The sequence below is a fragment of the Streptomyces sp. NPDC093795 genome (assembly GCF_044764665.1).
Classification (GTDB): Bacteria; Actinomycetota; Actinomycetes; order Streptomycetales; family Streptomycetaceae; genus Streptomyces.
This window is the reverse complement of the sequence record NZ_JBIWIO010000002.1, coordinates 277,432-291,592: the sequence shown is the minus strand read 5'-3', so window position 1 is coordinate 291,592 and position 14,161 is coordinate 277,432. Positions and strand designations below refer to the sequence as shown.

Here is a 14,161-nt window from a genome sequence, read left to right as displayed (position 1 = left end):
CCGGGGCCGATCCAATCCAGCCACCCGCGAAGCGGCGGCCGTTGAAGACGGGTCCGGAGGCCGCAGGGAAGGGGGGTGCGAGACACTCTGGTGCGTGATCGCGATGCAGCCTGTTCTGGAGATATACGCTCCTGAGCCCTTTGCCCTCTGGCCTGTCGCTGGGGGTGAGTCGTTCAGCCACCTGGCGCTCGGCGGTGGGCTCAGCCCCGCTGAGGTCGGGACAGCGGTGAGGCGTATCGCTGAATGCAACGACATCGACCCCGATCCCGACGCGGGGGACGACCGGCCGCCCCGGCCGGCAGACCCGGTCGGTTCCTTTCTGCACGGACTGCTCACCTTCGACAGCCTCTTCGCGTCCGGTGGACTGCGCGTCACGGACAGTTCCACCGGCGTCGCGTTCCTCCCTGGCTGCTGCAACGGCCTGGAGGAGTGGCGCGTCTGGTACGAAGTCATCGGCGGCGGCGGACCCGTCTCCTTTGGTCACGACCCCGACGCGATCGCCGAGCTCTCCGGCGACGCCGTCCGGCTGACCGTCGACGCCGAGCAGGACAACAGTCCCGTGATCTACGTACCGACCAGCGAGCTGCTGCCCTTGCTGAAAGGGGTCGAGCGCGATCTGACCGCGTTCCTCGTGCTGGCCGCCGACTGGAGCGCCAGGCACCTGCCCGAGCGGGCAGTCTCCGTCGCTGCCGCCCTCGCCCGCGCCCTCGCGCTGCCCGAACCAGTCCTACCGTCCAGCCGATAGGGCCCTCGCCTCGGTCTCAGTCCTGGGTGGGGATGTCCAGGGCGGTTCCGTACAGGCGGGAGACCCTGATCAGGATGGCCACGCGTCGGTCAGGCAGCGGTTGCTCGCCGGGGGCCGCGCCGTCGGCCGGGTCCACGATCTCCGCCTCTCCCTCCGCCACGGCGAACGACCAGATGTCCGGGCCGTTGACGTGCAGTGAGGCGTGCGGGTCGCGGCGCAGTTGGCGGACCTTGAGGCGGTCTGCGGTGGAGGAGACCCGCAGTACGCGCTCCTCGGCGTTCCAGTCGTAGAGGACGGTCGACAGGTGCGGGTGGCCGGTGCTCCTGACGCTCGCGAGCACGCCGAACTGCTGTTGGCTCAACAGTCCGGAGAGCTCCTGGTCGGTGAGCACCCGGGGGGCGGGGCCGTCGTTCTGGGTGGTGCCGGTGGTGGTCTCGGTGGCGGTGGCGGTGGTGGTCTTGGTGGCGGTGTGCTTGCTCATGGGGATCGGCCTTTCGGTGGGCGGGGGTGAGGCGGGTTCGAAAGAGGAGCGGGGGACGGCGTGAGTCGGATGCGGCAAACCTGCCGCCTCTCCTGCCGGTTGAGGCAACAAGAGAGACCGTAGCCGATAGTTTCGTTGCAGACTATCGCTTTCGGTCTTATTTATGGTTCCGCTTGGTGGGTGCCCGCCTGAGGCCTTGCTCCACGCAGCCCGTGACCGGCGGCCATAATCCCGAACATGAGTGTGTTGCCGACCCCTCGAGCACCGGGAGGCCTGAGCCGCCGGGCCCGGACCTTCGTCGAGGCGCACGGACTGCGGGTGCCGCAAACGGACCGCCGGCCGTACCGGGGCGTATGGCTCAGCCACGGGATCCCCGCTGCGGCAATCGACCGCGCCATGGCCTTCCAGGACCGGTGGGGTGGCATCGCCCTGCCGCCGGCTCCCGCGTACGAGGGCGGGCCGCGCGTCCTGTGCGCCGATGCACCTGAAGGCCCGACTGCGGGCGGGTGGCTTGTTCCAGCGGGAGACTGCCGGTTCTCCACGGCCTACGGATTCAGGATCGGCCCGGAAGGCGAGTTCGGGATCCACACCAACCGCTGGACACCGCTGCACGCCGGCATGGAGGGGTGGGTGGAGTCCCCTGCGGTCGGCAGCGGCAATGCGGCGGTGTCCCCGTTCGCCATGGCGAGGCTACTGGCGTAGCGCACGAGATTCGGCGTCGGGACGAAGGAGTCACGCAACCAGACGGCGAAGGCGCCGGCTTCGTCCGCGGTCACGTCGGTGAGGGTGATGTAGGCGTAGTCGGGCTCGGTGATGGCCGCCGTGCCGTCCAGCCACACGTCCGGCGACAGCTCGATCTCGAAGTCCAGCACGGTCATCTCGTGGACGCCGGACGTTCGGTGGCCGATGGTCGCATCCGGGAACGCCTCCCGCAGCGCCCGCTCCAGGTACGCCGGCGTGACGTGCCAGGCTCCGCCGCCCGCCTCGGTCGGATAGAAGGCGAAGTTCGTCCGCAGGTTACGTTCCGTGGCCATGGACTTCCTTGTACTCAGGGGACGTACGCGTCGAGCCCGGTGTGCCCGTCATCGCCATCATGGACTGCCGCCTCCTGTCCCCGGTCCCGCCTCGTCCAGGGGGGTGTTGAGGTAGGTCACGAGCCGCACGCTCGAACGCGTCCGTGCGGAAGCCGGTGACGGCGTCCGCGTGGCCCTCGTCGACCGCGGCCTCGGCGGCGAGGCCGAGGGCGCCGCGGGCGGGCAGCTGGTCCGCCGTGCCGCCGCCGAAGGTGGAGCCCGAGATGCCGCGGCGCAGGATCCAGGTGCCTAGCGGCGCGGCACCCGGCTCTCCTACCGCGTCGAACCGGCCGCCCTCGCCGCCATGGGGCAGTTGCTGACCAAGGCCGCCATCACCGCCGCTTGACCGCCTGACCACCCTTACGATCGATTGACGGTTCCCGCCGCCGTCAGCTCAGGAGTCCGGCGATCGACCTCGCCGCCTCCCGGGCTGGCCGTCCGACGCCGATCAGAGTGGCCGAGGCGGGGCCGGTCCAGTCGCCGTAACCGAGGAGGTGGACGCGGGGCTCGCCGAGGGCCTGCGTCCCCGCCGTGGGGATGTGGCCCCGGGGGCCTCGCAGGCCCAGCGGCGCCAGGTGGGCCAAGGCCGGGCGGAAGCCGGTGCACCAGATGATCGCGTCGGAGTCCGCACGCGTGCCGTCGGCCCACTCCACGCCGGTCGTGGTCAGCCGGGCGAACATGGGCTGCGCCTTGAGGAGCCCCGCGTCGCGTGCTTCCCGTACGGGCGGTACGGCGACGATGTCGCCCAGCGAGGCGACGCCTCCCGTGTCGGTCCGACCCTCGTCGAGGGCGCGGCGGCGGGCGGTCGCGTGGTCGAAGAGGGCGCGGCCGTCGATGTCGTCGGCGAGGTAGCGGGGTTCGCGGAGGGTGACCCAGGTCAGCTCGGTGCCGTGCGCGAGGTCGGCGGCGATCTGCGCGCCGGAGTTGCCGCCGCCGACGACCGTCACGCGCTTCCCGGCGAACGCCGCCGGGCCGTCGTACTCGACGGTGTGGAGTTGGGTGCCGGTGAACTCGGCCCGGCCGGGCACGGCGGGGACGAAGGGCCGGGACCACGTGCCGGTCGCGCTGATGACGGCGCGACCGAGCCACGTACCGGAGTTTTCGGTCTCCACGCGCAGGCGTGCGCCGTCGCGGTGGACGCCGGAGACCCTCACCGGGCGGTGGACGGGGAGCTCGTACCGCTGCTCGTACGCGCTCAGGTACGCGGCCACGTGCGCGGCGTCCGGGTACGTCTCCCCCGGCTGCGGCGGCATGAGGCGGCCGGGCAGGGAGGAGTACGCGGCCGGGGAGAACAGACGGAGCGAGTCCCAGGTGTGGGGCCAGGCGCCGCCCGGGGCGGACTGGGCATCGAGGATCACGAAGTCCAGTCCGAGACGGCGCAGGTGGTAGCCGGCGACCAGACCGGACTGGCCGCCGCCGATGACCACCACGTCCGTCCGCCGCGCCACGTTCCCCGCCGTGGGCCGCGTCACGTTCCCGCCTCGGGCCGCGCGAAGATGACCGCCCGGTCTATCTGCCGCTTCACCCATTGGCCCGCACGAAGATGACCTCCCGGGCTGTCTGCCGCGTCACCCGTTCGACCCGTTCGCCTTGGGCCGCATGAAGATGACCGCCACCAAGGCCAGGCCCACCACCGCGCCGACGAGCTGCATCCCGATGAAGGCCGGGACGGAGGCGGGGGCGATGCCCGCGAAGGTGTCGGTGAACGCGCGGCCGACCGTCACCGCCGGGTTGGCGAACGAGGTGGAGGAGGTGAACCAGTACGCGGCCCCGATGTACGAGGCGACGGCGACGGGCGCGAACCGCAGGCGGTCCGTGCGGGCCAGGCCGAAGATCAGCAGGATCAGGCCGGCGGTCGCGACGACCTCGCCGAGGAGCAGGTTTCCGGCCGAGCGGTCATGGGTGGACCACTTCACCAGCGGCTCGCCGAACATCGCGTCCGCGAGGATCGCGCCCGCGATCGCACCGGCGACCTGCGACGGCACGTAGACCGCCAGCTCTCGGGTGTCGACCCCGGCGCCGCCGCGTCGGGCGGTCCACCACTCGGCGAGCGTGACGGCCGGGTTGAAGTGGGCACCCGACACGGGGCCGAGGAGGACGATCAGTACGCCGAGTCCGAAGACCGTGGCGGTGGAGTTCGCGAGCAGCTGGAGCCCGACGTCCTTCGTGAGCTCCGTGGCCTGGATGCCGGAGCCGACGACGATCGCCACCAGCGCGGCCGTACCGACGAACTCGGCCGCGGCGCGGGCCACCAGAGGCGTACGCGGCGGGGTGCCGCCCGGCGCGGGCTGGGGCTCGTCCGCAGCCGGTCGAGTCTCACCCCGTACGGGCCGGGGCTCGTCGGCGGTCGGCCGGGGTCCCTCCTGTGCCGAATGGTGCTCGTCGGCGGTCGGCTTGGCCGCGTCCCGTACGGGCTGGCGCTCGTCGGCTGTTGCGGCGGGCTCCGCCGCGGGGGCGGCGCCGACGGGCTCGGTGACGGACAACGGGTTCTCCTCGGGCAGGTACGGCAGGTGCGGCAGGGCGGGGTCGGCTACGGGCAGGACCGCTTGACGTTCGCTTCGGTGGTGGCGCGCGCGGTCTCGGCGAGGACGGCGAGCTGACCGGCGAGCTGCTCGATGACATGTGGGCGGAGCCTGTAGTACGTGAACCGGCCGCATGGCTCGGTCTCCACGACCCCCGCCTCACGCAGCACCCTCAGGTGGTTGGAGAGGTTGGTCTGCTTGGCGCCCGTCTCCTCCACCAGGTGGGTGGTGCACAGCGTCTCGCGGGCGAGCAGGGTCACGATCTGAAGCCGCAGGGGGTCACCCAGTACCCGGATCAGTTCAGTGTCGACTGACGTCATCATGGACTGATACTCTCACATCACCCGAGGCTGATACCAGCGTGGGCTGACTCTCACGAAACCGGCTCACCCCTGCCCCAAGGAAGAACCGATGACCGCTCCGCTCGCCTCCGTGCTCTTCGTCTGCGTCCACAACGCCGGCCGCTCCCAGATGGCCGCCGGATTCCTGCGCCACCTGGCCGGCGACCGCGTCGAGGTCCGCTCCGCCGGCTCGGTCCCGGGCGACCAGGTCAACCCCTCCGCCGTCGCAGCCATGGCGGAGATCGGCATCGACATCGCCGACCAGAAGCCGAAGGTGCTCACCACCGAGGCCGTCCAGGCGTCCGACTACGTCATCACCATGGGCTGCGGCGACGCCTGCCCGATCTTCCCCGGCAAGAAGTACCTCGACTGGGCCCTTGAGGACCCGGCCGGCCAGGGCGTCGAGGCCGTCCGCCCCATCCGCGACGAGATCAAGCTCCTCATCGAGGGCCTCGTCGCCGAGATCGACGCGAAGCAGGAGGCGTGACCTCCGGGGCTCTCATGCGTGGGTGACCCGGCGCCGTCGGGGTAGCCGCCCGGTGGGAGGCCTTCGGGCACTGCACCGCGCGACGACGGCGAGGAGCGGCACGTGAACACCGCCGAGACGATCGAGCAGCTCCTGCGGGAGCACGGGCGGACCTACGCCGACGAGGCCGGGATCGCTCTGCGGGACACACCCGCCCCGCTGTACCAGCTCCTGGTTCTCACCGTTCTGTGCTCCATCCGCATCAAGGCGGACATCGCCACCGCCGCCGCCCGCGAGCTCTTCTCGGCCGGTCTGCGGACGCCGCGGGCCATGGCGGACTCCACCTGGCAGGCACGCGTGGACGCCCTCGGGCGGGCGCACTACGTCCGGTACGACGAGAGCACCGCGACCGCGCTCGGCGAGGGCGCTGCGCTGGTCCTCGACCGGTACCACGGCGATCTGCGCCGGCTCCGCGAACAGGCGGCCGGCGACACGGACGTCCTGCGCCGGCTGCTGCGCGAGGTGCCCAGGATCGGCCCGGTGGGCGCCGACATCTTCTGCCGGGAGGCCCAGGCCGTCTGGCCGGAGCTGCGCCCGTTCTTCGACGAGCGGTCACGCGGCGCCGCCGACCGCCTCGGCCTCCCCCACACCCCGGCCGGCCTCGCCCGGCACGTACCCCCCGAGGACGTGGCCCGTCTGGCCACCGCCCTCGTGCGCGTCAGCCTGTCCAAGGACGCGACGGGCACGGCAGACACGGCGCGGGAGCCGCGGGAGCCGCGGGCGGCGTGAGGCGGACACGGCGCGGAAGCCGCGGGGCGGCATGAGGCGGACGCCTCAGGCCGCATGACGCCGATACGGCGCGCAGGCCGCAGGCCTCACGAAGCCGACACGGCACCCAAGCCACAGGCCGCATGAGCCGGACGCCCCGACGCCAGACAGCCGCCCCGACCCCCCGTCGCCCCCGCCCCCCTCACCCCACCCGATGCGCCAGCCTGACCCTCACCAGAGTGGTCTCCACCCCGCTGTCGACCAGGCGGCCGTTCGCGTCGAAGGCTTCGGGGCCGTCCGTCTTGCCGAAGTCGTTGTCGTTGAGGAGGACGAGGGTCGAGGAATCCTCGACGGCGACGCCCTCGATCTTGCCGGGCACGCCCTCGACGGTGTTGAGGTCGACGACCAGGCGCTTGCCGAGGACCGGCGCGCCGGCGGCCGCCTCGTCGTCGAGCTGCTCAAGGGTGGGGGCGGCGGACGTGTCCCAGGTCGAGCCGAGGATGTCGGAGCCGCGGCGGAGGCGTACCTCGTACAGGCGGGAGGACTTGTCGGTGCGCTCCTGGACGAGGAGGCGGTCGCCGCCGAGTGCGACGAGGGCGGAGATCTTCAGCTCGGACGTCTTCGTCTGGCCGGGCTCGACGACACCGACCGGGTCGAAGCGGTACGCGTACTCCGCCGTGACCCGGTTCGTACGGGTCGAGAAGCGCAGCAGCCGCGTGGTGCGGGAGTCCTCGCCCGACGCCTTGTCGGGGTTGAGCAGCGGGCTCTGCAGGGCCATGACCAGGTCGCCGCCGGGCAGCAGCGCGAGGCCCTCGAAGCCGCGGTTGATCTTGCGCTTGAGGAAGACCGAGGGGAGCGACTCGATCACCGGGTAGTCGGCACCGGCCAGACGGAGGCCCTCGGGGACGTGGCGGGCGAGCACCCGGCCCTTCGCCGAGACGTGCACGAGCGAGGGGCCGTACTCGTCCACCAGCCAGAAGCTGCCGTCCCTGTCCCGTACGAGGCCCTCGGTGTCGAGGCCGTTCGGGTTGTACGGGAGCGGGGTCGAGGCGTCGTACGTGTACGGGATCTCGTCGCGGCCCGGCTGGTTGGGCAGGCCGGTGACGGGGGCGCCGGAGGCCGTGGTGAGCGGGATGGAGCTCAGCACCTGGACGCGGCCGCCGACGGCCCGGACCTTCACGATCGCCGGGTCGAAGCCCGGCACCGGGAACGTACGCCGCTTGTCCTTGCCGACGGCTATCTGCCCGTTGGGCCCACGGTCCGTCACGGTCCAGTACTCGTTGCGCCGTTCGGCCGGGTACAGGTCGCTGCCGATGCCGCCCAGGTCGACGTCCCGGTCGTCGTCGACGCTGCCGGGCAGCAGGGAGTTGCTGAAGGCGGCCAGCGGGATGTCGGGCAGGGTCGAGGTGGAGACGACCCGGGCGACGGAGCCGTGTCGCGCCGGCTCCGCCTCGGCCGTACCGACGACCACCGACAGCGCGAGCGCGGAGGTCAGCGGCAGGACCACGACGGCGGGCCGGCGCAGGAGGCGCGAACTCGGCGAGCTCACCGACTTCAGCGGCTTCAGCGAACTCATCGGCTTCAGCAGACTCAGCGGGCTCAGCGGACTCATCTGGACTCCCTTGAACACATGCACATGGAATGTCGCCCGTGGGCATGTCGATCTCGCCCGGGGAAGCGGCCCCATGGTCCTTTTCCGGCCACAACGGCGAGCGTCGCGTCCGCGACGACAGGGCGATCCCTGGGTGAACGGGCGAACTTTCCGTACAACGAACTCTCCGTACAACCACTCGACCCGATCGCGAGTCTGTTCGGGTACGGGTTTCCGTGCCCGTCCTTCTCGTGGGGGTTCACCTTGCAGTTCCGCTCCACCGGTTCCCGTCTCGCCGCGGCCGTCACCGCGGTCCTGGCCGTCACGGCGCTCGGCGCCGGCACCCTCGTCTCGGCGCCGGCCGCCTTCGCGGCGACCTCGGGTCCCGTTGCGGCCGATCAGGCAGCCGCCCTTCCGGTCTTCCCGACGGGTGCCCGGCTCCTCGGTACGGGTTCCACCGGCTTCTTCACCTACGACTCGCACCCCTCGGACGAGTCGAGGGAGTTCCTCTGGACGCCGTACGACGGCGGGGAGCCGGCCCCGCTCCCGCGCACCGACGGCACCGGGAGGGCGATGGGCGGCGACGTCCTCGTCCTCGGTGACAACGGCTTCATCTCCGAGATGCGGTCGCTCACCCTGCGGAACATGGCCACACCGTCCGCCCCGGCCGTCGCCCTCGATCTCCGCGAGCTGAACGGCAACTACGTCGCCGTGCTGAGCCCGACGAGCGTGCTCGCGCAGATCACGAAGGAGGACGGCACGGCGGAACTGCACGTCGTGACCAAGGACGGCGCCGCGCTGTCCAGCCGGAAGGTGTCCGGGCTGCCCGCGGACGCCGACCACTTCTTCACCAGCACGCCGGTCAGGGACGGCATCGTCTTCGTCGGGTACGAGACGGGTCCCGAGGGCGCACGGACCGGCGGCCGGGCCCTGATCGACGTCGGGGCGGGGACGGTCTCCGAGACCTACGCCTCCGCCGAGTCCGGCTACGGCTCCAGCGACCTCATGTTCTCCGGTTCGCACGTGGCCTGGCTCGACCGGGAGAGCGGCATCGGCCCGTTCATCACGTCCGTCGACCGCTCCACGCGCACCCAGAAGCGCACCGCCCTGGCCGCCGACGACGAGTGGTCGGCCGAACTCGTGGACGGCTGGCTCGTCTACGGCAACGCCTGGAGGCCGGTCAAGGCCCTCTCCCTGATCAGCGGCGAGCTCCACGACCTCGCCGAGACCATGACCGGTGCGTCGGCCGCGGCCGACGGCAGCGCGGTGTTCAGCGGCAAGCGGGCCGCCGACGGTGACGGCCTGTTCCGGATCACGACGGCCGGGGACGGCACCCCGGCCGTCACCAAGGTGGCGGACATGGACGAGCCGACGCCGCTGACGATCGACCAGGTCCATGTCCCCGACTCGGTGAACCTCGACAGGACCGGCGGCAAGGTGACGCTCGGCTGGACGCTGTCGCGCGCCGACGTCTCCCTGCTCGTCACGGTCACGCACATGGTCACGGGCAAGGAGTACCAGCAGTACGCGCACGCGTCCGCCGGCAGCACGCTCTTCTCCTTCGAGTGGGACGGCCGCGCCGACGACGGCACGGACGCGCCGAACGGCTCGTACGCGGTGGAGGCCGAGGCCACGCCGGACGACGGTGTCGGCGAGTCGGTCCACCAGGGCTGGCTCATGAACGTGACCCGCACGGGCAACCCGCACGACTACACGAACAACGGCTCCACCGACGTCCTCGCGCGGGACGCCGCCGGTGTGCTGTGGCGCGACGACCTGCGGGACCGGCCGGTGAACGGCCGGGTCGAGACCGCCCGCCGCGACCGGGTCGGCCCGGGGTGGCAGGCGTACAAGCAGATCGAGGCCGCCGGGGACCTCGCGGGCAGCGGGGTCGGTGACCTGATCGCCCTCGACGGTACTGGTGTGCTCTGGCACTACCTCGGCAAGGGCGACGGCACCTTCGCGACCCGGGCGAGGATCGGCGGCGGCTGGGGTGCCTACACCAAGCTGACCGGCGGCTCGGACCTCAACGGCGACGGCCGCGCCGACCTCCTCGCCGCGGACACCGCAGGCGTGCTGTGGTTCTACAAGGGCACGGGCTCCGCCACCTCCCCCTACGCCGCCCGCGTGCGGGTCGGCGGCGGCTGGGGCGCCTACAACCAGCTCACCGCCGTCGGGAACATCGCCGGTACGGCCGCGGGGGACCTGGTCGCCCGCGACACCGCCGGCATCCTCTGGCTCTACCAGGGCGACGGCCGCGGCAACTTCGCCACCCGCGTGCGGGTCGGCGGCGGCTGGGGGGCCTTCACCCAGCTCGTCGGCGCCGGTGACGTCGACAACGACGGGCGCCCGGACCTGATCGCGTACGGGGCGGGCGGCACGTACGTGTACCGCTCGACCGGCTCCGCCCTCAGTCCCTTCGTCCGTCAGTCGACGTCGCTGTACGCGGGCGAGGGCTCCACGTTCAACAGCGTCGCCTAGCGGCCCCGCCGACCCCCGACGCGCCCCCTACCGCAGCAGCAGGTTCGCCCCCACGTCCGTGGGGACGGCCTCGCGGACCGGAGTGCTGTCGGGGCCCGGCAGGCGCGTGCCGGGGACGGTGGCGGTGCGGTCGGTGCGGTGGAGCAGGACCGTTCCGTCGTGGTCCCAGACGCGGGTGTAGCCGTGGGCGAGGAGGAGTTGGACGCGCTCCCGCTGGTCCTCGGTCGAGGCGAAGGGGAACGTCCGGTCCCGCGTGCGGAGGAGGACCCAGTCGGCCCCGCGTGGCGTCGCGTCGGCGATGACCACATGGGTACGGGCGGTGAGGCGGGGCGCGATCGCGTTGTCCGCCTCCACCGTCGCGCCGTCCGGGATGAGCGCGGCGGCCGTCGCGAGGGGGCTCTTGTCCGGCGACGGGCGCCAGAAGTCCGGGCGGAAGAGGAGGTTGAGGCCAAGGGCGACGGCCGCCGCCGAGGCCAGCGCGACCGCGGCCACCGCCCACCGGCGGAACACCGCCCGGTTCCTGCGGCGGTGCAGCCGGGCCGCCGTCTCCAGGGCCGCCGTCACCAGGATCGGCCACAGGAAGGCGTCGTAGTGGTTGATCACCGGCCAGTGGTTCGGGTTGTCCGAGAGGACCCGTTCCGCGAGGAGGGGCACGGCGAGCAGGAACGTCCGTGAGCCGAGCGGCAGCAGGGCCAGGCTGCCGAGGATCCAGGCCACCATGGCGACCTTCACGATCGGCGTCACGGCGACCTGGAGCAGCACCCAGGGAGCCGTGACGACATGGGCGAGCGCCGAGCCCGGGTCGGCGCCGAGGCGCCCGTACGACCAGTAGTAGCCCTCCGGTCCGCCCATCGCCGGCAGGAACCACACGATGACGGCGGCGGAGACCAGCGGTCCTGCGAGCGCGAGCGCGATCCCCGTGGTCCGGCCGCTCCGGTGGCCCGCGCGGTGGGCCCGTACCGCGAGGACCAGGCCGAAGGCGCCCACGACGAGCCCCATGTCCTCCTTCGCCGTGCACAGCAGGGCCGCCCAGCCGGCCGCCGCGCCGTACCGGTGGGCCAGGCCGCGCTCCAGCATGAGGAGGGTGAACGGCACCGCGAAGGCCACCTCGTGGAAGCCGTTGTACGAGGAGTTCAGAAGCGGCCAGCCGAGCCCGTACACCAACCCGCCGAGGTCCGCCGCCCGGCGTGCGGTGAGCGGGTCGGCGTCCGCGAAGCAGTGCCGTGCGATACGCCGGACCACCGGCACGCCGGCCGCGAACAGCGCGGCCTGCGCGAGCACGAGCACCCGCGGGTCGTCCCACAGCCAGTACAGCGGCGCGAGCAGCGCCAGGGCCGGGGTGAAGTGGTCACCGAGGAGCGAGAAGCCGGGCGGGAACTCGTGGTGCACGTTCTTGATCGGCGACCTCGGCAGCTCGAAGTGCGCGTACGCGCGGACCGCCTGGTCGAAGATGCCGAGGTCGAAACCGGTGTGCCGCAGGGCGAGCCAGGACTGCATACCGAGAGCGCAGCAGACGAGGAAGCACAGCAGGGTCAGGGCGAGACCGCGGCGCCGTGACCGCGGGCCGGGATCCTGCGCGTTCGACCGCCTCTCGGCTTCCGTGGCCTCCCGGGCGCCCGACTCGATCCCCACGCCGCCGGGCGGAGAGGTCACCGGGGTGGCCGTCACCGCCTCCCGTTCCTCGTCCGGGCGTCGTGGGGGTGTGCGGGTCGGCGTGGCTTCCATGGCCATGACCCTACGGTGCGTCGCTCAGCCGCCCGAGGACGGAGGACAATCGCACCATGGTGATCACCGCGCGCGCCCTCAACCGCTCCACTCTCGCCCGGCAGTTGCTCCTCGACCGGGCTCCGATCGGCGTCGAGGAGGCCGTACGGCGGGTGGTGGCGCTCCAGGCGCAGCAACCGGGCTCGCCGTACGTCGCCCTGTGGAACCGGGTCGCGGGCTTCGACCCGGCGCGGCTCGACGAGGCCGTCGGCGGTTTCGAGTTGGTCAGGTCGACCCTGATGCGGCTCACGCTGCACCTGGTGCACGCCGAGGACTACCGGGCGTTCCGGGAGGGCATGGAGCCGACGCTGCGCGGCTCGCGGCTCCACGACCCGCGGTACAAGGCGGCGGGGTTCACGGCCGCCGACGCCGACGCGCTGCTGCCCGATCTGCTCGCGTACGCCGGTGAGGCACGGACCGGCGCCCAGCTGCGGTCCCGTATCGAGGAGGCGCGGGGCGGGCCGGTGGAGGCGGTGGTATGGCGGATGATCCGCCAGTACGCGCCGCTGTGGCACGCGCCGACGGGGCCGCCGTGGTCGTACGGGACGGCGCAGGCGTTCGTGACGGCGAGCGCGCTGCCGGTCCTGGCCGACCCGGAGGCCGCGACGGCGGGGCTCGCCGCCCTGATCCACCGCTATCTGGAGGGCTTCGGACCGGCGTCCGTCCCCGACATGGCGCAGTTCACGCTCGCGCCCCGGGGCAAGGTGCGCGAGGCGGTACGGGCGCTCGACGGCCGGCTCGACCAGGTGGAGGGGCCCGACGGGACGGTGCTGTACGACGTCCCCGGCGCGCCACGCCCCGCCGAGGACGTCCCCGCGCCGCCGCGTCTCATGGCCATGTGGGACAGCGTCCTGCTGGCCTACGCGGATCGCGGGCGCGTCCTGCCGGCCGCGTACCGCAAGCATGTGATCCGGGTGAACGGCGACACGCTGCCGACGCTCCTCGTCGACGGGTACGTCGCCGGGGTCTGGCGGCCGGTCGCGGGCGGCATCGAGGCCTCGGCCTTCCACCCGCTGCCCGCCGACGCCTGGGAGGGCCTCGCGGCCGAGGCCGGGGCCCTCGGCGCCTTCCTCGCGGCCCGGGACCCGTGGGTCTACCGCCGCTACGACCACTGGTGGGCGAAGGGCCTCCCGACGGTCGAGACACGGGTGCTGCCGGCCGCGGTCTGACGGGCGGTCGGGACACGGGTGCCGGCCGCCGCCTGACGGACGGTCCTCCAGCCGCCGGTCGCCCTGCCGCGCGCTCCTTCAGCTCTCCCCCGCCGCCAGCTCCCGCAGCGCGATGTTGAGCCGCAGGACGTTGACCCGGGGCTCGCCGATGAAGCCGAGGATCCGGTCCTCGGTGTGGTCGGCGACCAACCGGTCGACCTGGGCGGCGGTGAGGTGGTTCCTGGCCGCGACCCGGTGGACCTGGAGCTTCGCGTACGCCGGGGAGATGTGCGGGTCCAGGCCGGAGCCGGAGGAGGTGACGGCGTCCGCCGGCACGTCGGAGGGCCTGACGGGGTGGCCGGGGACCGAGTTGCCCCTGATCACGGCGGCCTTGGCGTCCTTGACCCACTGGATCAGTTCGGCGTTGTCACCGGAGCGGTTGGTCGCACCGGAGAGGATGAGCTTGTGGTGGGTGTTGCTCGTGTTGGTGCCCAGGCCGTTGGACGGTCGCGGCTGGAACCAGCGCGGGTCCGGCTTACCGTCGTCGGTCGGATACGTCTGGCCGATGAGTTCCGAGCCGACGACCTTCCCGCGCGCGTCCTTGATCTCGGAGCCGTCCGCCTCGGCCGGGAAGGCGACCTGGGCGACGCCGGTGACGGCGAGCGGGTAGAGGACACCGCACACGACGGTGAGGATGAGGAGGGCGCGCAGTCCCGCCCAGAGCAGGCGTCCCGTGTTTCCGGTGGAGGTGGAGGTGTTCATGAGCGTCAGCACGCTTTCG

The 14,161-nt window shown here is 72.5% G+C and carries 13 protein-coding genes and 1 pseudogene; 5 read left to right on the top strand and 9 right to left on the bottom strand.

Annotation, left to right across the window (positions count from 1 at the left end; translation table 11 throughout):
- The first annotated feature begins 226 nt into the window (after positions 1 to 226).
- The gene (locus tag ACIRB7_RS06355; RefSeq protein ID WP_403593149.1) at positions 227 to 745 is read left to right on the top strand and encodes a hypothetical protein; all 519 of its coding nucleotides are present in this window, start codon (positions 227 to 229) and stop codon (positions 743 to 745) included.
- A 16-nt stretch (positions 746 to 761) separates the two neighbouring features.
- Here ACIRB7_RS06355 and ACIRB7_RS06350 read toward each other — a convergent pair whose 3' ends face one another.
- The 6 genes and pseudogenes from ACIRB7_RS06350 to ACIRB7_RS06325 form a co-directional block, all read right to left on the bottom strand.
- On the bottom strand, positions 762 to 1,226 hold the full coding sequence (locus ACIRB7_RS06350) for a pyridoxamine 5'-phosphate oxidase family protein (RefSeq protein ID WP_403593147.1): 465 nt from the start codon (positions 1,224 to 1,226) through the stop codon (positions 762 to 764).
- Positions 1,227 to 1,771: 545 nt separating this feature from the next.
- Complete coding sequence (locus ACIRB7_RS06345) at positions 1,772 to 2,260, bottom strand: hypothetical protein (protein WP_403593144.1); 489 nt, start codon at positions 2,258 to 2,260, stop codon at positions 1,772 to 1,774.
- A 127-nt stretch (positions 2,261 to 2,387) separates the two neighbouring features.
- Positions 2,388 to 2,564 (bottom strand): annotated as a pseudogene (locus ACIRB7_RS06340) (flavoprotein); the annotation flags it as partial.
- 124 nt (positions 2,565 to 2,688) lie between these two features.
- On the bottom strand, positions 2,689 to 3,747 hold the full coding sequence (locus ACIRB7_RS06335) for an ArsO family NAD(P)H-dependent flavin-containing monooxygenase (RefSeq protein ID WP_403594359.1): 1,059 nt from the start codon (positions 3,745 to 3,747) through the stop codon (positions 2,689 to 2,691).
- Between the two features lie 120 nt (positions 3,748 to 3,867).
- Positions 3,868 to 4,782, bottom strand: a complete 915-nt coding sequence (locus tag ACIRB7_RS06330) for an aquaporin (protein WP_403593142.1) — start codon at positions 4,780 to 4,782, stop codon at positions 3,868 to 3,870.
- Positions 4,783 to 4,829: 47 nt separating this feature from the next.
- Entirely contained in the window at positions 4,830 to 5,144 is a 315-nt protein-coding gene (locus tag ACIRB7_RS06325) for an ArsR/SmtB family transcription factor (RefSeq protein WP_403593139.1), read from the bottom strand.
- A gap of 88 nt (positions 5,145 to 5,232) precedes the next feature.
- Between ACIRB7_RS06325 and ACIRB7_RS06320 the strand changes: the two genes are divergently transcribed.
- Complete coding sequence (locus ACIRB7_RS06320; protein WP_403593136.1) at positions 5,233 to 5,649, top strand: arsenate reductase ArsC; 417 nt, start codon at positions 5,233 to 5,235, stop codon at positions 5,647 to 5,649.
- Between the two features lie 102 nt (positions 5,650 to 5,751).
- Positions 5,752 to 6,417: an endonuclease gene (locus ACIRB7_RS06315; protein ID WP_403593134.1), complete on the top strand. Its 666-nt coding sequence runs from the start codon at positions 5,752 to 5,754 to the stop codon at positions 6,415 to 6,417.
- A gap of 181 nt (positions 6,418 to 6,598) precedes the next feature.
- Here the strand turns inward: ACIRB7_RS06315 and ACIRB7_RS06310 are convergent, their stop codons facing one another.
- Positions 6,599 to 7,972, bottom strand: coding sequence for an esterase-like activity of phytase family protein (locus ACIRB7_RS06310; protein ID WP_403594356.1), 1,374 nt, complete (start codon positions 7,970 to 7,972; stop codon positions 6,599 to 6,601).
- Between the two features lie 279 nt (positions 7,973 to 8,251).
- Here ACIRB7_RS06310 and ACIRB7_RS06305 point away from each other — a divergent pair, with 279 nt between their 5' ends.
- The gene (locus ACIRB7_RS06305) at positions 8,252 to 10,468 is read left to right on the top strand and encodes an FG-GAP-like repeat-containing protein (RefSeq protein ID WP_403593132.1); all 2,217 of its coding nucleotides are present in this window, start codon (positions 8,252 to 8,254) and stop codon (positions 10,466 to 10,468) included.
- 27 nt (positions 10,469 to 10,495) lie between these two features.
- Here ACIRB7_RS06305 and ACIRB7_RS06300 read toward each other — a convergent pair whose 3' ends face one another.
- A complete protein-coding gene (locus ACIRB7_RS06300) occupies positions 10,496 to 12,199 on the bottom strand; it encodes a DUF2079 domain-containing protein (RefSeq protein WP_403593129.1) in 1,704 nt (567 codons plus the stop codon).
- 50 nt (positions 12,200 to 12,249) lie between these two features.
- Between ACIRB7_RS06300 and ACIRB7_RS06295 the strand changes: the two genes are divergently transcribed.
- Positions 12,250 to 13,401: a winged helix DNA-binding domain-containing protein gene (locus ACIRB7_RS06295; RefSeq protein WP_403593127.1), complete on the top strand. Its 1,152-nt coding sequence runs from the start codon at positions 12,250 to 12,252 to the stop codon at positions 13,399 to 13,401.
- 78 nt (positions 13,402 to 13,479) lie between these two features.
- On the opposite strand, the gene ACIRB7_RS06290 is transcribed toward ACIRB7_RS06295, so the two are convergent.
- A complete protein-coding gene (locus ACIRB7_RS06290) occupies positions 13,480 to 14,142 on the bottom strand; it encodes a potassium-transporting ATPase subunit C (RefSeq protein WP_403593125.1) in 663 nt (220 codons plus the stop codon).
- Positions 14,143 to 14,161 lie beyond the last annotated feature (19 nt).